The sequence below is a fragment of the Pyxidicoccus fallax genome (assembly GCF_012933655.1).
Lineage (GTDB): Bacteria > Myxococcota > Myxococcia > Myxococcales > Myxococcaceae > Myxococcus > Myxococcus fallax.
This window is the reverse complement of record NZ_JABBJJ010000309.1, coordinates 1-15083: the sequence shown is the minus strand read 5'-3', so window position 1 is coordinate 15083 and position 15083 is coordinate 1. Positions and strand designations below refer to the sequence as shown.

Genomic DNA, 15083 nt, shown 5'->3' with positions numbered 1-15083 from the left:
CCTGGGGGGAGGGCGGGCGGCCTTCGCCCGGCTGCCTGCCCCCGCCACGCCCCGCCCGCGGGCCGCGCCCAAAAGACAGGCGTTAATTGCTGTCAGCAACAAACACCTGAAGACAGCCATCCAGTAACAGGTGTTATTTGCATCAAATACAGCCGCATCATGAAAATCCGAACACGAGCCACTCTGGTTTTATCAATTGACAAGATGCGGCGATTCACGGCTATTTTACAGACAACACCCGCAGTACAAGTGTTATGTTGTCCGCGTTTCCCGGAGAGGGGGTTGAGGCGGCCGGAGAAATCACACCGCACCTGCCGTCTCTCCGGGTGTGACAGCAGCACGAAAGCCATAAAGGCTTTCAACATTCATCAACAACCATGCCCTGACTGAAACCACAACCGGGCCATGCGTCTCATCACCCGATGAGTGCGCTCGCACATCCACGACCTGGCATGGACCGCCCCTGTTTTCCTTCGAGGAACCACCCCACATGTGCGGATTCATTGGCGTCTACAATCGTGCTTCCCTGTCCATCGATGACCGGGCGCTGCTCAACGCGCTGACCACCATCCACCACCGTGGCCCGGATGAGCGCAGTCTGTGGCACGACCCGGCGGGCCGGGCGGTGCTGGGCCACGCGCGGCTGAGCATCGTGGGCCTGAACAACGGCAAGCAGCCCATCGTCGCCGAGGAGGGCGACATCGCGCTGGTGGTCAACGGCGAGCTGTATGACCACGAGCGGCAGCGCCGGGAGCTGGAGGCGCTGGGCTGCCGCTTCAAGACGGAGTCCGACAGCGAGATCGCGCTGCACCTGTATCGCCGCGCCGGTGTCGCGGGGCTGAAACAGCTGCGTGGCGAGTTCGCCATCCTGCTGTTCGACCGTCAGCGCCGGCTGATGATGGCGGTGAGGGACCGCATGGGCATCAAGCCCCTGTTCTACGCGCAGCACCGGGGCACGTGGTACTTCGCCTCGGAAATCAAGGCGCTGCTGGCGGCGGGCGTGCCGGCCGAGTGGGACGAGGACGCGTACGCGAGCCGGGCCTTCTACCTGCGGGACCACACCCTGTTCAAAGGCGTGCGCAGCGTGGCGCCGGGGTGCTGGGTGATGGTGGACAGCGGCGGCCCGCACCATGGCCGCTACTGGGACATGGAGTTCGCGCGCCAGGACGCGCCGGACCCGGCGGATGAGCAGGGCATGGTGGAGGCGGTGCGCGCGGCGGTGGAGCAGTCGGTGCGGCTGCGCCTGCGCGCGGACGTGCCGGTGGGCGTCTACCTGAGCGGCGGCATCGACTCGTCCGCGGTGCTGGGCGTGGCCTCCCGGCTGTCGGGCCAGAAGCTGGAGGCCTTCAACCTGTCCTTCACGGACATGGACGAGTACGACGAGAACCGCTTTGCCCGGCTGGCCGCGGAGCACAATCAAGCGCGCTTCCACACCGTGAGCGTGTCGCAGGACAACCTCGCGGACCACTTCGAGCAGGCCCTGTGGCACAACGAGACGCCGTTCTTCAACGCGCACGGCGTGGCCAAGTACATCCTCAGCCAGCAGGTGCGCGCGGCCGGCATGAAGGTGGTGCTCACCGGCGAGGGCGCCGACGAGGTCTTCGCCGGCTACCCGCACTTCCGCCGGGACATGCTGCTGTACAACACCCAGCGGCAGGACCCGGCGCTGGTGGGCCAGCTGCGCCAGCGCATCCAGGAGAGCGAGAACGGCTACGTGCAGCCGGAGATGCCCCAGGACATCCACTGGATGGTCCAGCAGCTCGGCCACGGCGTGTCCTGGCTGGACAACCAGGCCGGCTGGTTCAAGGCGCTGGAGGCGCTCTACCGGCCGGACTTCCACGAACGCTTCGCGGGCGTGGACCCCTACCGCCAGTTCTATGACCGCGTGGACCACCGCAACCTGGAGGGCAGAGACCCCGTCCACAAGTCCATGTACCTGTGGGCCAAGTCCTACCTGCCCAACTTCGTGCTGACCACGCTGGGCGACCGCATGGAGATGGCCAACAGCGTGGAGGGCCGGGTGCCGCTGCTGGACCACCACGTGGTGGAGCTGGCCTGCCGGATGCCGGTGTGGATGAAGGTGCGCGGCTCCACGGAGAAGTACGTGTTCCGCGAGGCCATGCGGCCGTACCTGCCGGACGCCCTCTACAAGCGCAAGAAGCACTACTTCCGCGCGCCCCAGGCGACGCTGAAGCAGAGCGGCCGGCTGTATCAGCTGGTGCGGGACGCGCTGCACGGCCCGGAGCTGGAGGCCCTGCCCTTCTTCGAGCCGAGGAAGGTGCGCGAGCTGCTGGAGCGGCTGCCCCGGCTGTCCACCCACGAGCAGGGCCTGCTGGACCCGATGCTGATGGAGCTGACCAGCCTCTGCCTGCTGCAGCGGCGCTACGGCCTGCGGGCGACGGGGGCCGAGCCGTCCACCGCCGTGCAGGGAGTGGCGGCATGAGAATCGCCATCATCGGCGCGGGCCTCAACGGGCTGGCCTGCGCCGTCATGCTCAAGCGCTTCGGCCTGGACTGCTCCGTCTTCGAGCGGGGACGGGGACCTCGTGACTCGGGGACGGGCATCTACGTCTGGCCCCAGGCCATGCAGATACTGCGCTTCGTGCTCGGCGGGCGGGACTTCCTCTCCCAGGGCCAGCCCATCGAGTACCTGGACACCCATGACAAGCGCGGGGAGCTCGTCCACAGCCAGCCGGTGCGGCCGAACGGGCTCGGGCTTCCGGCGCCGGCGATGATGTTCCTGCGCACGGACCTGTTCCGGCTCCTGGCCTCCCGCCTGGAGGAGGACGACGTCCACTACGGCATGGGCTGCGAGCGGCTGGAGGACGTGGGCGACGGGGTCCGCGTCACCTTCAGCAACGGCTACACGTTCGACTTCGACTTGGTCGTCGGCGCGGACGGGGTGGGCTCCACCTGCCGCGGCTTCGTCAACCCGGGGCTGGAGCCCCAGGACACGGGGCTGGTGGCGAGCCGGGGCGTGGTGTCCTTCCGCTCACCGCTGCTGCACGCGGACCGGTGCCAGATATTCACCTCCAGCTACTCGCGGGTGGTCACCTACCCGCTCAACGAGGCGCGCTCGCTGCGCTACTGGTTCGCCGCGTACCAGCACCGCAACCAGCCCCTGCTCGACAGGCGGGGGCTGCTGTCGCTGTTCGCCGCCCTGCCTCGGGACGTGCTGAGGATGATCGAGCACACGCCCGACGACGCGGTGCTCACGCACAAAATCATGTCGCTGACGGGCGCGGGCCATTGGGTCCGGGGCCGGGTGGCGCTGCTCGGCGACAGCATCCACGCGATGCTGCCGACGCTGGGCTACGGCCTGACGCTCGGGCTGGAGAACGGCTTCATGCTGGCCCAGGCGCTGGTGGGCCACTGCGACGCCGACCTGGGCTCGGCGCTGCGGCGCTACGAAATCCGGGCGGCGCAGCGCTCGCGCGAGATGATCAAGGTCATGGATGACATGACCCGGCTCTACTACTTCGAGCAGGAGGGCGAGGTCTCCCGGACACGGCTCGTCCCCATCGTCGAGCGCTTCCACCAGCTGGCGCACAGCACCGTCTTCTAGGCCAGGCCATGACAGAGCCTTTTCGAGAGCGTGTGCGCGCCTTCGTCAACGACTGCGTCAGGCCGCACCTGGATGACTGGGAGCAGGAGGGGGCCTATCCCCTGTCGCTCCACCGGCGGGCCGGAGCGGCCGGCCTGCTGTCGCTCGGGCATTCTCCGGAGCAGCTCCCGGACGACCCGGTGGCGCTGTCCGTGCTGGTGGAGGAGCTGACGCTGAGCGGGGCCCAGGGCCTCACCATGGGGCTGGCCTCGCACTTCGTCAGCCTGAAGGCCGTCCAGGCCGGTGACCCGGGGGTGGCGGCGCGGGTCATCCCCGCGGTGCTCAAGGGCGAGCGCGGCATCGTCCTGGCCCTCACCGAGCCCGGGGCCGGCTCGGACCTGCGCGCGCTCGAATGCCGCGCGGAGGTGTGTGGGAGCGAGTACCGGCTCACCGGCGACAAGGCCTTCATCTGCAACGGCGGGCGCGCGGACCTGCGCCTCGTCGGGGCGGTGCACGAGGGCGCCCTCGCGCTGTTCCTCGTGGAGGAGGACGCCCCGGGCGTGAGCGCCACGCACCGGAGCTGCCTGGGCTGGCGCTGCCTGCCCCTGGCGGACCTCCACTTCGAGCGGACCCCCGCGCGGCTGCTCGCCGCGGGGCGCGAGGCGGGCCGCCTCTTGCAGCAGTGCCTGCAACAGGAGCGGCTGAACCTCGCGGTGATGGCGGTGGCCTCCGCGGACCTCGCGCTGCGGGAAACAGTGGCCCACTGCCGCGAGCGCCGGGTGGGCGGCGAGCCGCTGCTGGACAAGTCGGTCATCCGCCAGCGGCTCGCGGAGCGGCACTCGGAGCTGAGCGTGGTGCGCCTGTACGTGGAGCAGGCCGTGCGGTGGCAGGCCGGGGGCCAGCTCTCCGCGGCCCAGGCCGCCATCGCGAAGAACATGGCCGTGGACACCCTGGAGCGCATCGCGCGCGACGCGGTGCAGCTGCACGGCGCGCACGGCTGCGTGGAGCCCGCCGTCGTGGAGCGCCTCTACCGCGATGCGCGGCTGCTCGGCATCGGCGGAGGGGCCCGGGAAGTGATGCTGGAAATCATCGGACGCGCTCTATGACGGGAAGACCCATGACGACGGACATCAGTGAACACGCGGCGGCCCACTCCCGGGCGCTGCTGGAGCACGCGTACCAACGCTACTGCGGGCTGGAGCTGCTGGAGCAGCGCCCCGGCTTCTGCCGCTGCCGGCTGAGAGTCACGGAGGCGGTGGACAACCTCAGCCACACCCTGCATGGCGGCGTCATCTACTCCATGCTGGACGTGGTCAGCATGCTGGCCACCCTGCCCCTGCTCAAGCCGGACGAGTACGCGCTGACGAGCAACTTCAACGCGATGATGATGTCGGCCACGCCCCTGGGCACCGAGGTGGTGTTCGAGGCGGAGGTGCTGCGTGGCGGGCGCAACCTCCTCTTCACCCAGAGCCAGGCGTGGAAGCTGACGGAGGATGGCCGGCGGGTGCAGATTGCCTCCGCCCAGCTGAGCAAGCTCCGCATGCGGTTCGACTGGCAGGCGGGGGCGGCGAAGAAGGACTGAGCCTCACCCCGGGGTGTCCGGGGTGCTGAGGTTCCACTCCGTCTGGCTCGCGAAGCGGCGGGCCAGGAAGTCCACCCAGGCGCGGACCTTCGGGGTGACGGTGCGCCCGGGAGGATGCACGGCCCAGATGGTCAGGTCGGGCAGCGCGTGGTCATCCAGCACCGACACCAGCTGCCCGGCGCGCAGTTCCTCCGCCACGACGAACAGGGGGAACTGCGCCAGCCCCGTGTGGGCGAGCACCGCGGCCTTGAGCGCGAGACTGCTGTTGACCAGGAAGGGCCCCGCGGTCTGCACCAGGGCCTCGCTCCCGGCGTCGCGCAGCCGCCACGTCGTTCCCGACGCCAGATACGTGTACTGCAGGCACCGGTGCTGCCGCAGGTCCTCGGGCCTGGCGGGCGTGCCGTGACGCCGCAGGTACTCGCGCGTCGCGCAGATGACCCGCCGGCACGAGGCCAGCTTCCGCGCGACGAGTGACGAGTCCGGCAGCTGGGCAATCCGGACCGTCACGTCGAAGCCCTGCTCGACGAGGTCCACGACGCGGTCGTCCAGCTGCAGGTCCAGCTCTATCTCCGGGTAGCGCGCGAGGAACTCCGGCACGGCCGGGACGACCTGCATCAGCCCGAACGTCATTGGCACGCTCACGCGCAGCCGGCCCCGCGGCTTGCGCCGCAGCAGCATGACCTCGGCCTTCGCCGCGTCCAGCTCGTCGGCCATGCGCCGGCATCGCTCGTACAGCGCCGTCCCCTCCGTCGTCGGGGACAGCTTGCGCGTCGTGCGATGCAGCAGCCGCACGCCCAGCTCCCTCTCCAGGCGCGCCACCTGCTTGCTCACCGTGGCCTTGGACACGCCGAGCGCGCGCGCCGCGGTGGTGAAGCTCCCGGTCCTCACCACCTCCGTGAAGGTGAAGTACGGCGCTACGTCTTCCATTGGTTTCCTCCAGGAAACAATCCTTTTCCATGGCCCGCGTTGTGTCCACATGGCACCGAGCCCTATGAGCCAGTGCGTGCGAAGGCGGCCGCGAGGCGCCGGCGTCACGGGGAGGATGCTCATGCGGAGCAGGACGCTGGTGGACATGCTGCTGACGGCACCGCTGCTGCTGGCGGCGGCGTGCGCTCCGGCGGAGCGAGAGCCGGCCCGCCCCGCGCCCCAGAAGGCCCGTGCCTTCACGCCCGCGGTGCCGGAGCTGGACACCGCCTTCCGGATGCCCGCGCGGCGCGGCCCCCGCCCGGAGACGAGCGACGCGCCGCCAGGGACGCCGCTCGCGCACCGGCAGCTCAGCCAGCAGTCGCCCGTGGACATCCAGGAGCGGCTCTTCCAGCGGGCCGCGTCGCTGCCAGACGTCACAGTGGCGCCCAGCGGCATCTCCGTGCCCGGGGCGCGCGCCTTCTGGCTCCACCCGGCGCAGGCCCGAGGTCCCCGCGCGGCCTTCCAGGTGGGCACCGAGTTCGCCCACATCCACCCGACGCACGACGGCAGCCTGCACATGATGTTCCCGCCCGGCCTCGCCCGGCAGGTCTTCCAGCAGGGCTGGGGCATGCCGCATCCGCGCTCGGGGACCCCCATGGTCTTCGGGCCCCGGGACGCGGAGGAGCTCGAGGTGGTGTGGCAGCTGCTGCTGCGTTCCTACACCTGGGCGCGCGACGGCCAGGCCGTGGGCGTGGCGCTCGAAACGACTTCAACCCGCGCGACAAGCGAGAGGACACCATGAAGGTTCTGGTCACCGGAGCAACGGGGTACATCGGTTCGGCCGTGGCGGAGGCGCTCGTCCGGGCCGGCCATGACGTGCGGGGCGCGGCGCGCTCGGAGGACGCGAAGCGCAAGCTCACCTCGCGAGGCATCCAGGCGGTGGCGGGAGACCTCGCGGACCCGGCGAGCCTCGCCGTCCTCGCCCGGCAGGTGGACGCCGTCGTGTGGACGGCGACGACGAACAGCGAGGCGGGAGACGTGCCCGCCATCGCCGCGGTGCTGGAGTCCCTGGCCGGCACGGGGAAGACCTTCCTCTACACGAGCGGCGTCTGGGTGCACGGCGACACGCGGGGCCAGGCCGTGAACGAGGAGCACGTGCTGAGCCCGGCGGAGCTCGTCGCGTGGCGCCCGGCCGTGGAGCAGCGCGTGCTGAACACGCGCGGCATCCGGGGCCTCATCCTCCGCCCGGGCATCGTCTACGGCCGCGGCGGCGGCATTCCGGCGATGCTCACGGGCTCCGCGCGTGACAGTGGCGCCGCGCGCTTCGTGGGCACCGGAGAGAACCGCTGGCCGGTGGTGTTCGTCGAGGACCTGGCGAACCTGTACGTGCGCGCGCTCGACAAGGCCCCGTCGGGGACGGTGCTCGTCGCGGTCCAGGGCCCCTCGGTGAAGGTGAAGGACATCGCCGCCGCGGCGAGCGAGGGAGTCGGCCAGGGCGGCAGGACGACGGCCTGGCCCCTGGCGGAGGCCCGCAAGCAGTTCGGGGCCTTCGCCGACGCGCTGGCCCTGGACCAGCAGTTCACCTCGCTCAAGGCGGAGCAGCTCCTCGGCTGGAGGCCCCTGGGCCCCGGCATCCTCGACGACCTCCGCGCCGGCTCCTACGTCCGGCGCTAGCCCGGCGCCGCCCAGGGCTTTGCGCAATCCCTACACACCGCCCATCAACGCGTCACGTCAGGCTGATACATAAACGCCGGCACGATTCGGGATGGATGTCTTTGAAGACGTCCCCCGGCCACAACCCGGAGACAACACATGCAGGCAGGACTGGAAGGCATTGGCATCGCCGTGCCCACGACGTACGTGGAATTGTCGGAGCTGGCCGTGGCGCGCGGAGTGGCGCCGGGCAAGTACGTGGAAGGCCTGGGGGTGACGCGGATGTGCGTGCCCCTGGAGGACGAGGACACGGTGACGCTGGCGGCGCGCGCCGCGCGCATGGCGTTGCAGTCCGCCGGGTGCCCGCCGGAGCAGGTGGGCATGCTGGTGGTCGGCACCGAGACGGCGGTGGACCACTCCAAGCCCGTCGCCTCGTACGTGCAGGGCCTGCTGGGACTGCCCACGAACTGCCGCGTCTTCGAGACGAAGCACGCCTGCTACGGCGGCACCGCCGCGCTGCAGATGGCGCTGGACTGGGTGCACGCGGGCAGCGCGAAGGGCCGCAAGGCGCTCATCGTCTGCTCGGACATCGCGCGCTACGGCATCGGAACGCCCGGTGAGCCCACGCAGGGCGCGGGCGCGGTGGCGATGCTCGTCTCCGACCAGCCCCGGCTCGTCGTCTTCGAGAAGGGGAAGACCGGCGTCTACTCCAAGGACGTGATGGACTTCTGGCGTCCGCTCTACTCCAAGGACGCGCTGGTGGACGGGCACTATTCGGTGCAGTGCTACCTGGACGCGCTGGCGGGCGCGTACCGGGCCTACCAGGAGGCCGCGGGCGAGGAGCCGGCCGGCGAGGGGCTCTACAGCGACCGGTTCGCCGCGCTCGTCTACCACGTGCCGTACGGGAAGATGTCGCGCAAGGCGCACCGCCACCTGCGCACGCTCGACGGGGACACGGACCCGGACGCCAGCTTCGACCGGCTGGTGGGCAGCAGCCTCGTGCTGCCCTCGCAGGTGGGCAACATCTACACGGGCTCCATGTACATGGCGCTGGCCAGCCTCCTGTCCACCTCGCGCGAGGACCTCACGGGCCGGCGCGTGGGCCTGTTCTCGTACGGCAGCGGCTCGTGCGCGGAGTTCTTCAGCGGCGTGGTGCGGCCGGAGGCCCAGGCGCGCGTGCGGTCGCTGGGCCTGGAGGGCCTGCTGGAGCGGCGCCGAAAGCTGTCCATCCCCGAGTACGAGGAGGTCATGCGCGCGCGCGAGCGCATCGACGAGAAGCCCGTCCGGGACGCGCCGGGCACGGACTTCCGCTACCAGGGCACGCGCGACCACAAGCGCGTCTACGCGAGCTGACACGTCTTTTCCCCTCACTGGAGCACGACAACACCATGAAGGCATTCCTGCGTTCCGCGGTCGCTTCCCTCCTCGTCGCCGTCCCCTCGCTGGCGCTCGGTGCGGAGTATGAGATTGATTCGACCAACTCGAGCGCGCTGTTCTCCGTGAAGCACATGATGGTGTCCAACGTGCGCGGCACCTTCTCCAAGGTGACCGGCAAGGCCCACCTCGACGACAAGGACATCACGAAGTCGACGGTGGAGGCGACCATCGACGCGGCCACCATCAACACCCAGGACACCAAGCGCGACGAGCACCTGCGCGCCCCGGACTTCTTCGACACCGCGAAGTACCCCACCATCACCTTCAAGTCGATGAAGGTGGAGAAGGCCGGCGCGGGCCTGAAGGTGTCCGGCAACCTCACCATGCACGGGGTGACGAAGCCGGTGGTGCTGGACGTGGAGGGCTTCACCGCGGAGTCGAAGGACCCGTGGGGCAACATCAAGCGCGGCGGCACCGCCACCACGAAGCTCAACCGCAAGGACTTCGGCCTCGGCTGGAACAAGATGCTGGAGACCGGCGGCGTGGCGGTGGGCGAGGAGATCTCCGTCACGCTGGAAATCCAGCTCAACAAGAAGCAGGCGGCCGCGCCGGCCACGACGGCCTCGGGCGCCACGAAGTAACGCGGGAACGTCTGTTTTCGCGAAGCAGTGCTTTTTTCGAACGCCGGCAAGCGGCCCTCCGCCCTTGCCGGCGTTCCTTCATGGGGGAAGGCCACGTCATGGCACGGAACACCGCCCAACCGCCGCCGAGCCGGCAGGTGGGGCTGGAGAACGCACAGCGAAGGTGCGCCGCGTGTGGAAGGCCCACGCGAGCGGATTACCGGGCGCGACGCAACGTGGTGACGCTGGAGGGTGTCGTCGCCCTCAAGGTGCAGGTGCGCGTGTGCCACGAGGCGCGCTGCCCGCTGCACCTCAAGGCCATCCGCGCCGAGGAGGAGGGCCGATGGGTGCTGCCAGACCACGAGTTCGGCCTGGATGTCATCGTCCTCATCGGAACGCTGCGCCACCAGGCCGGCCTGCGCGTCCCCGCCATCCACGCGCACCTGCGCGCGCGGGGCGTCTCCATCTCCGAGCGCAGCGTCTCCAACCTGCTGGACCGGTACGAAGCCCTGCTGGCGCTGCGGCTGGCGGACGACGCGCGCCTCCAGAGCGTCCTCCACGCGCAGGGCCGGGTGCTGCTGGCCCTGGACGGCCCGTCGCCGTGGCTGGTGCGAGACTGCCTGTCCGGAGAGGTGCTGGCCGCCCGCGGCCCGCCAGAGGACGGAGACCTGACGCCCGCCGTGCTGCTGCTGGAGGTGGCGCGGGCGCTGGCGGTGCCCATCGTCGGCGTCGTCTCGGACGACCTGCTCGTGCTCCGGGACGCGGTGGCGTCCGTGCTCCCCGGCGTGCCGCACCACTTCCGCCCGGCGGCCCCATTACAGGTCGGGGAGGGCCCGGCGTATGCGATGGCGCCCCCTTCCGTCCTCCAGCCTGGCGCCACGCCGCCGCCCCCATGCGCCTGAGCATGGCGCCGCGGCAGGAGGGGCCTCGAACGCGAGGCCCCTCCCCTCCCCGCTCAGAAGGTGGTCCCCAGGGACATCCCCAGCGCCCAGATGCCGTCCTGGGAGAAGGCGAAGCCCAGCGGCTCATCCAGGTTGAGCGTCAGCCGCGCCTCGATGAAGCCCGCCCGGCCATGAAGCCGCACGGAGGGGATGACGGCCAGGAAGACGGGGTCGGAGCCCTCCGCCGCGGTGGCCACGTAGATGGCCTGGAAGGTGGAGCCCACGAGGACGTTCGGATGCACGTCCAGCGCCGGAGTCCCGGAGAGCTGGAAGACGGCGTCCACCCGCCGGCCGCGCTTCTCGGACAGCTGGGCGGACATGGGGACTCGGAAGTCCACCAGGAAGCGGAAGCTGCCCTGCCGCAACGCCGCGTCCGCCCAGGGAGTGAAGCCGAGGAGGCCCGGGGCCACGAGGCTGAAGCCGCTGTTGCCCCGCAGCGTCGCGGCCCGGCGCAAGAGCGCGGAGCCCTGCTCATCCGGGTCGCTGAGGAGGGTGAAGGGCAGCACGAGCCCTCCGCCTGTCCTCACCTTCCAGGCGTCGTCCAGCAGCACGACGCTGGGGCCGATGGAGGGGTTGCCCGCCTGGAACGACGCGGGCGCGCCACCCCGGGACGGCGCGTAGGCGAAGAGCCAGGCCGCGTTGAGGCTGACGCGCTCGGACAGCGGGAAGGAGGCGAACAGCGCGGGGGCGAACACGGACGTCGTCTGTCCATTGAGCGTCCCGGAATAGGCATAGGTCTCGAACGTCACGGAGTTGCGGGGACGGGGCGCCGGGACTTCGGCGGCCCGCCCCGCGGAAGCCGTGAGACAGAGCGCGGCTGCACCGACGGCGGAAATGAACGCTTTCATGTGGGCTGGGAGCTCCGAGGCTTGAAGACATGCGCGGCCTGGAGCGAGCGGCCGCGGGCGCCTGGCGCGAAGCGCGCAAGCTCCGCACGCAATAACAGACAACCAGAATACCCTCAATACGTTTGACATGGAATTCACGCCATCAACCACCCAAGACGGCTGAACATCCCCAGGCCGCTCTGAAACACATCCAACGCCAGCGCCTGACGACGGCGCGGGGCGGAGCCATGTCTCGTGTCAAATCGTTGCATTCACATACAGGAGTCCGTCTTGAATCCACCGCCCCACTCCCAGCCGCGCCCGCTCCGTGACGCTCCGCTCCTGCTGCTCATCACGACGGGCGTCCTGCTCGGGAGCATGCTGCCCATGTCTCGCGTGGCCCGCGCCGAGGGCTGGTCACCACTGGCCTTCGCCTTCTGGCCGGCGCTCGGCAGCGGGTTGGCGCTGGTGCTGATGGGCGGGCGGAGCACGACGCCCCCCGCGTCGGCGCGGCCCCTGCTGCGCTACGGCCTCATCGCGGGCGTACTGAGCGTCGCCGTGCCCAACAGCGTGACCTTCGTGGTGATGCAGCACCTGGGCACGAGCCTGACGTCGCTCATGTACACGCTGCCGCCGCTCTTCACGTATGCCTTCGCCTGGGGACTGGGCATCGAGCGCTACCGGCCGCTGCGGCTGGCGGGCATCCTGGTGGGGCTCGTGGGCGCGGCGATGCTGGTGCTGGGCCGCTACTCGGCGGGCACCGGCTCCATGTGGTGGCTCGGGCTGGCGCTGTGCACGCCCATCAGCATCGCCATGGGCAACGTGTACCGGAAGCTCTCCATGCCGGCCGGCGTCTCGTCGGGCGTGCTGGCCGGGGGCATGTTGCTGGGCGGCGCGCTCGCGCTGCTACCGCTCCTGGTGATGCACGAGGGCGCGCTGGTGCTCAGCGCGTCGGCCTGGGGCGTCATCCTGGCCCAGTGCGTGTTCACCAGCCTGGGCTACCGGGTGTACTTCCACTTCCAGCGGGTGGCGGACCCCGTCTACTTCAGCCAGTTCGGCTACGTGCTGTCCGCCACCGGCGTCCTCTCCGGGCTGCTGTTCTTCCATGAGCGCCTGATGGCGCCCACGGTGGTGGCGATGGGCATCATCGTGGCCGGCATCGCCCTGGTGAACATGAGGCCCCGCGAGGCGGGCCTTCCCCAGCAGGCGCCGTCCCCACCGCCCGCCCTCGGCAGGTGACAACGCGCCCGGACGTGGGCCGCGGGGTGTGTCCCCCGGCCCGAGGGGGCGGCCGGCGCCCCGCGCGCCCGTCAGTCCGGGTAGCTGAACGTCAGGGGCAGCTTCACGTCCGGGTGGAGGCTGCGGGCCACCGGGCACTCCCGGCCCACCTGCTCCAGCCGGGTGCGATGCTCGGCGGACAGGCCCGCCGGCATCCGCAGCTCCAGCACCAGCTCGCCGATGCGGCGCGGCGGCGGCGTCATCCGCTTCTCCACCCGGCCGCGCACCTCGCCCAGGGAGATGCCCTCGCGCGAGGCGAACAGGTGCATCGTCGTCACCGCGCAGGACAGCAGCGCCGCGCCCACCAGGTCCGTGGGCGAGAAGCTGCCGCCGGTGCCGCCGTTGTCGCGCGGCGCCTCGGTGACGGACACCGTGCCGGATGGGCCATGGGTGAGCTGCGTCTTGAACTGCGGCTGGCTGACCAGGGTCATCACCACGCCCGTGGCGGGCGGCTGCTGCTGGCTCATGTCGGCGTCCTCGGAAGCGGGTTTCCTCTTCAACGGCTCAGCGAACGTACGCCTCGTGCTTCTCGGCGTCGCCCTCGGTGGAGGGCTCGGCGTCCTCCACGCTCCAGTCCAGCGTCTTCATCAGCGACTTGCGGCGCTTCTGCACGTCCGCGTCGAGGAAGTCCACCGCGTCCGCCATCCGGTCCATCAGCCGCATGGGCTTGCGCTTGTTCTTCGGGTCGCTCAACAGCGCGTGCGTCAGCCAGGGGAACACCGCCGTCACGTCGCAGTGCACGTAGACGGAGCCCGACTCCACCGCCTCCACCGACACCTTGCCCCACGTGTGGCCCTCACCGGCCGGGCAGCTCGACAGCGCGCCGTTGTCCACCGGGTCCACGCAGAACTGCACGTCGATGTCGAAGCCCGACGTCGGCACGTTGAGAATCTGGTCCAGCAGCGGCTCGCCCTGCAGCGTGTAGTTCTTCGGCACGCCGCCGCCCAGAATCCAGATGGCCAGCTGCTTGCTGCCGTTGTGCCGGCAGAAGTGCTGCATGGCCGCCATGGAGTAGACGTCGTCGTTGATGTCGAGCTCGAACTTGAACTCGGGGCCCAGGAGGCGCTTGAGCTTGACGATGTTGAGGAAGATGGAGCCGTCCTGCACCGCGCCCACCCAGATGGGCACCGCGTGCTTGTAGCAGGTGGACAAGAGCGACGGCTGCTTCACGCCGAGCTTCTTTTCAATCTGGTAGATGGCCTTGCCGAGCAGGTAGTGGAACTCGGGGGTGGTCATCTTCTTCTGGAACTCGGGGCCGCGGATGATGGCGGAGAAGAGCCGGTCGGTGTCGAGCAGCGCCTCCTCCCAGAAGCCCAAATCATAGATGCGGATGATGCGCGCCAGGCGGTACTGGAGGTCGCCCGCGTTGGGGTTCACCTCGCGGATGGCGTGGCCGATGATGCGGTGGGCGTCGTGGTAGAGGTTGGCGCCCGTCGTCGTGAGGGCGGAGATGACGCCCTTCTCGATGAGGGGAATCAGGCAGCTCTGGTGCAGGCCCGCGGGCGTCATCGCGCCGGACAGGGTGAGGAAGATGGAGGCGTCCTGCTCCATTGACTTCGACATCAGCTCGAAGGCGGTGCGCTCCTGGCGGCCCACGTAGGCGCTGAAGGCGTGGGCGAGCAGCTCCGCCGGCTTCTCCTTGCCGGTGATGGGACGCGGATCCGCCTTGCGCGCCCCGGAGTACGCGGCGCGCAGGGACTTCTTCGGGTTCGAGGAGGGCTTGGCCATGGCGCGGCACATACCACCGCCGGCCGGCCAAGGGGAGCGCCTGCTACACGCCCAGGCCTACTTGTTCCGCTTCTTGCCGGTGTCGTTGTCGTCCCCGTCGTCCCCGGCGGCGTCGTCGTCCTCGTCCTGGGCCTCGGTGGCCTCCGGCAGGCCCAGCACCCGGTCCCTCACCTGCTCGGCGGACAGGTGGGCCGTGTCGGATACCACGCAGGAGACGTAGGCCAGCTCCGCCAGGGCGCGGCGCGCGCGCTCGCGGGCGGCCGGCTCGTCGGCGCCCAGCTGCTCGGAGGCGGCGGAGACGTAGGCGCTGGCCAGCGACTCGAAGAGATACACCCGGTTCTCGATGGTCGTGTCGTTCTTCTTGCCCATAGGCCGGCCACTGTAGGCATGCGGGACATGCGGCCGAACCCCCAACCGCTTAAGTTGGTGGAAACCGTTCACACGTCATCGGTATGTGACACGCATCCGTTGTGAACCCGGAACCTGGAGCCCGCCGTGATCGACCTTCACTCGCACACCACCGCCAGCGACGGGCAGTACCCACCGTCGGAGCTGCTGGCGCGGGCGGCGGCGGCCGGGGTGACGGTGCTGGCGGTGACGGACCACGACACGGTGGCGGGGCTTGGGG

Annotated in this window: 16 protein-coding genes; 11 read left to right on the top strand and 5 right to left on the bottom strand. The window is 70.0% G+C overall.

Translation table 11 applies throughout. The annotated features are described in order from the left end of the window. The first annotated feature begins 490 nt into the window (after positions 1–490). From asnB to HG543_RS41490, 4 genes are read left to right on the top strand one after another with little or no spacing between them, the layout of a single operon-like run. Positions 491–2443 carry an asparagine synthase (glutamine-hydrolyzing) gene (asnB, locus tag HG543_RS41505; protein WP_169350474.1) on the top strand — a complete coding sequence of 651 codons (1953 nt, stop codon included), beginning with the start codon at positions 491–493 and terminating at the stop codon, positions 2441–2443. Continuing rightward, positions 2440–3564 (top strand): FAD-dependent oxidoreductase, encoded by a 1125-nt coding sequence (locus HG543_RS41500; protein ID WP_169350473.1) that lies wholly within the window; start codon positions 2440–2442, stop codon positions 3562–3564. The genes asnB and HG543_RS41500 overlap by 4 nt, the downstream gene beginning before the upstream one ends. Before the next feature lie 8 nt (positions 3565–3572). Then, positions 3573–4649 (top strand): acyl-CoA dehydrogenase family protein, encoded by a 1077-nt coding sequence (locus HG543_RS41495; protein ID WP_169350472.1) that lies wholly within the window; start codon positions 3573–3575, stop codon positions 4647–4649. 11 nt (positions 4650–4660) lie between these two features. Then, positions 4661–5125, top strand: a complete 465-nt coding sequence (locus HG543_RS41490; protein ID WP_169350471.1) for a PaaI family thioesterase — start codon at positions 4661–4663, stop codon at positions 5123–5125. Between the two features lie 3 nt (positions 5126–5128). On the opposite strand, the gene HG543_RS41485 is transcribed toward HG543_RS41490, so the two are convergent. After that, positions 5129–6052, bottom strand: a complete 924-nt coding sequence (locus HG543_RS41485) for a LysR family transcriptional regulator (protein ID WP_169350470.1) — start codon at positions 6050–6052, stop codon at positions 5129–5131. A 121-nt stretch (positions 6053–6173) separates the two neighbouring features. Here HG543_RS41485 and HG543_RS41480 point away from each other — a divergent pair, with 121 nt between their 5' ends. From HG543_RS41480 to HG543_RS41460, 5 genes are all read left to right on the top strand, one after another. Then, entirely contained in the window at positions 6174–6833 is a 660-nt protein-coding gene (locus HG543_RS41480) for a luciferase domain-containing protein (protein ID WP_169350469.1), read from the top strand. After that, positions 6830–7705 (top strand): NAD-dependent epimerase/dehydratase family protein, encoded by an 876-nt coding sequence (locus HG543_RS41475; protein WP_169350468.1) that lies wholly within the window; start codon positions 6830–6832, stop codon positions 7703–7705. The genes HG543_RS41480 and HG543_RS41475 overlap by 4 nt, the downstream gene beginning before the upstream one ends. Before the next feature lie 138 nt (positions 7706–7843). Next, complete coding sequence (locus tag HG543_RS41470) at positions 7844–9037, top strand: hydroxymethylglutaryl-CoA synthase (protein WP_169350467.1); 1194 nt, start codon at positions 7844–7846, stop codon at positions 9035–9037. Positions 9038–9072: 35 nt separating this feature from the next. Further along, a complete protein-coding gene (locus tag HG543_RS41465) occupies positions 9073–9702 on the top strand; it encodes a YceI family protein (RefSeq protein ID WP_169350466.1) in 630 nt (209 codons plus the stop codon). A 98-nt stretch (positions 9703–9800) separates the two neighbouring features. After that, positions 9801–10583, top strand: a complete 783-nt coding sequence (locus tag HG543_RS41460; RefSeq protein ID WP_169350465.1) for a hypothetical protein — start codon at positions 9801–9803, stop codon at positions 10581–10583. Positions 10584–10636: 53 nt separating this feature from the next. Here the strand turns inward: HG543_RS41460 and HG543_RS41455 are convergent, their stop codons facing one another. Continuing rightward, positions 10637–11470, bottom strand: coding sequence for a hypothetical protein (locus HG543_RS41455; protein WP_169350464.1), 834 nt, complete (start codon positions 11468–11470; stop codon positions 10637–10639). A 270-nt stretch (positions 11471–11740) separates the two neighbouring features. Between HG543_RS41455 and HG543_RS41450 the strand changes: the two genes are divergently transcribed. Then, positions 11741–12688: a DMT family transporter gene (locus tag HG543_RS41450; RefSeq protein ID WP_169350463.1), complete on the top strand. Its 948-nt coding sequence runs from the start codon at positions 11741–11743 to the stop codon at positions 12686–12688. A gap of 71 nt (positions 12689–12759) precedes the next feature. Here HG543_RS41450 and HG543_RS41445 read toward each other — a convergent pair whose 3' ends face one another. From HG543_RS41445 to HG543_RS41435, 3 genes are read right to left on the bottom strand one after another with little or no spacing between them, the layout of a single operon-like run. Further along, positions 12760–13194, bottom strand: a complete 435-nt coding sequence (locus HG543_RS41445; RefSeq protein WP_169350462.1) for an OsmC family protein — start codon at positions 13192–13194, stop codon at positions 12760–12762. 37 nt (positions 13195–13231) lie between these two features. Continuing rightward, a complete protein-coding gene (locus HG543_RS41440; protein ID WP_169350461.1) occupies positions 13232–14455 on the bottom strand; it encodes a deoxyhypusine synthase family protein in 1224 nt (407 codons plus the stop codon). Positions 14456–14512: 57 nt separating this feature from the next. Continuing rightward, positions 14513–14824 carry a hypothetical protein gene (locus HG543_RS41435; RefSeq protein ID WP_246357670.1) on the bottom strand — a complete coding sequence of 104 codons (312 nt, stop codon included), beginning with the start codon at positions 14822–14824 and terminating at the stop codon, positions 14513–14515. 126 nt (positions 14825–14950) lie between these two features. Between HG543_RS41435 and HG543_RS41430 the strand changes: the two genes are divergently transcribed. Beyond that, positions 14951–15083: PHP domain-containing protein (locus HG543_RS41430; RefSeq protein WP_169350460.1), on the top strand; the 133-nt coding region annotated here is incomplete at its 3' end.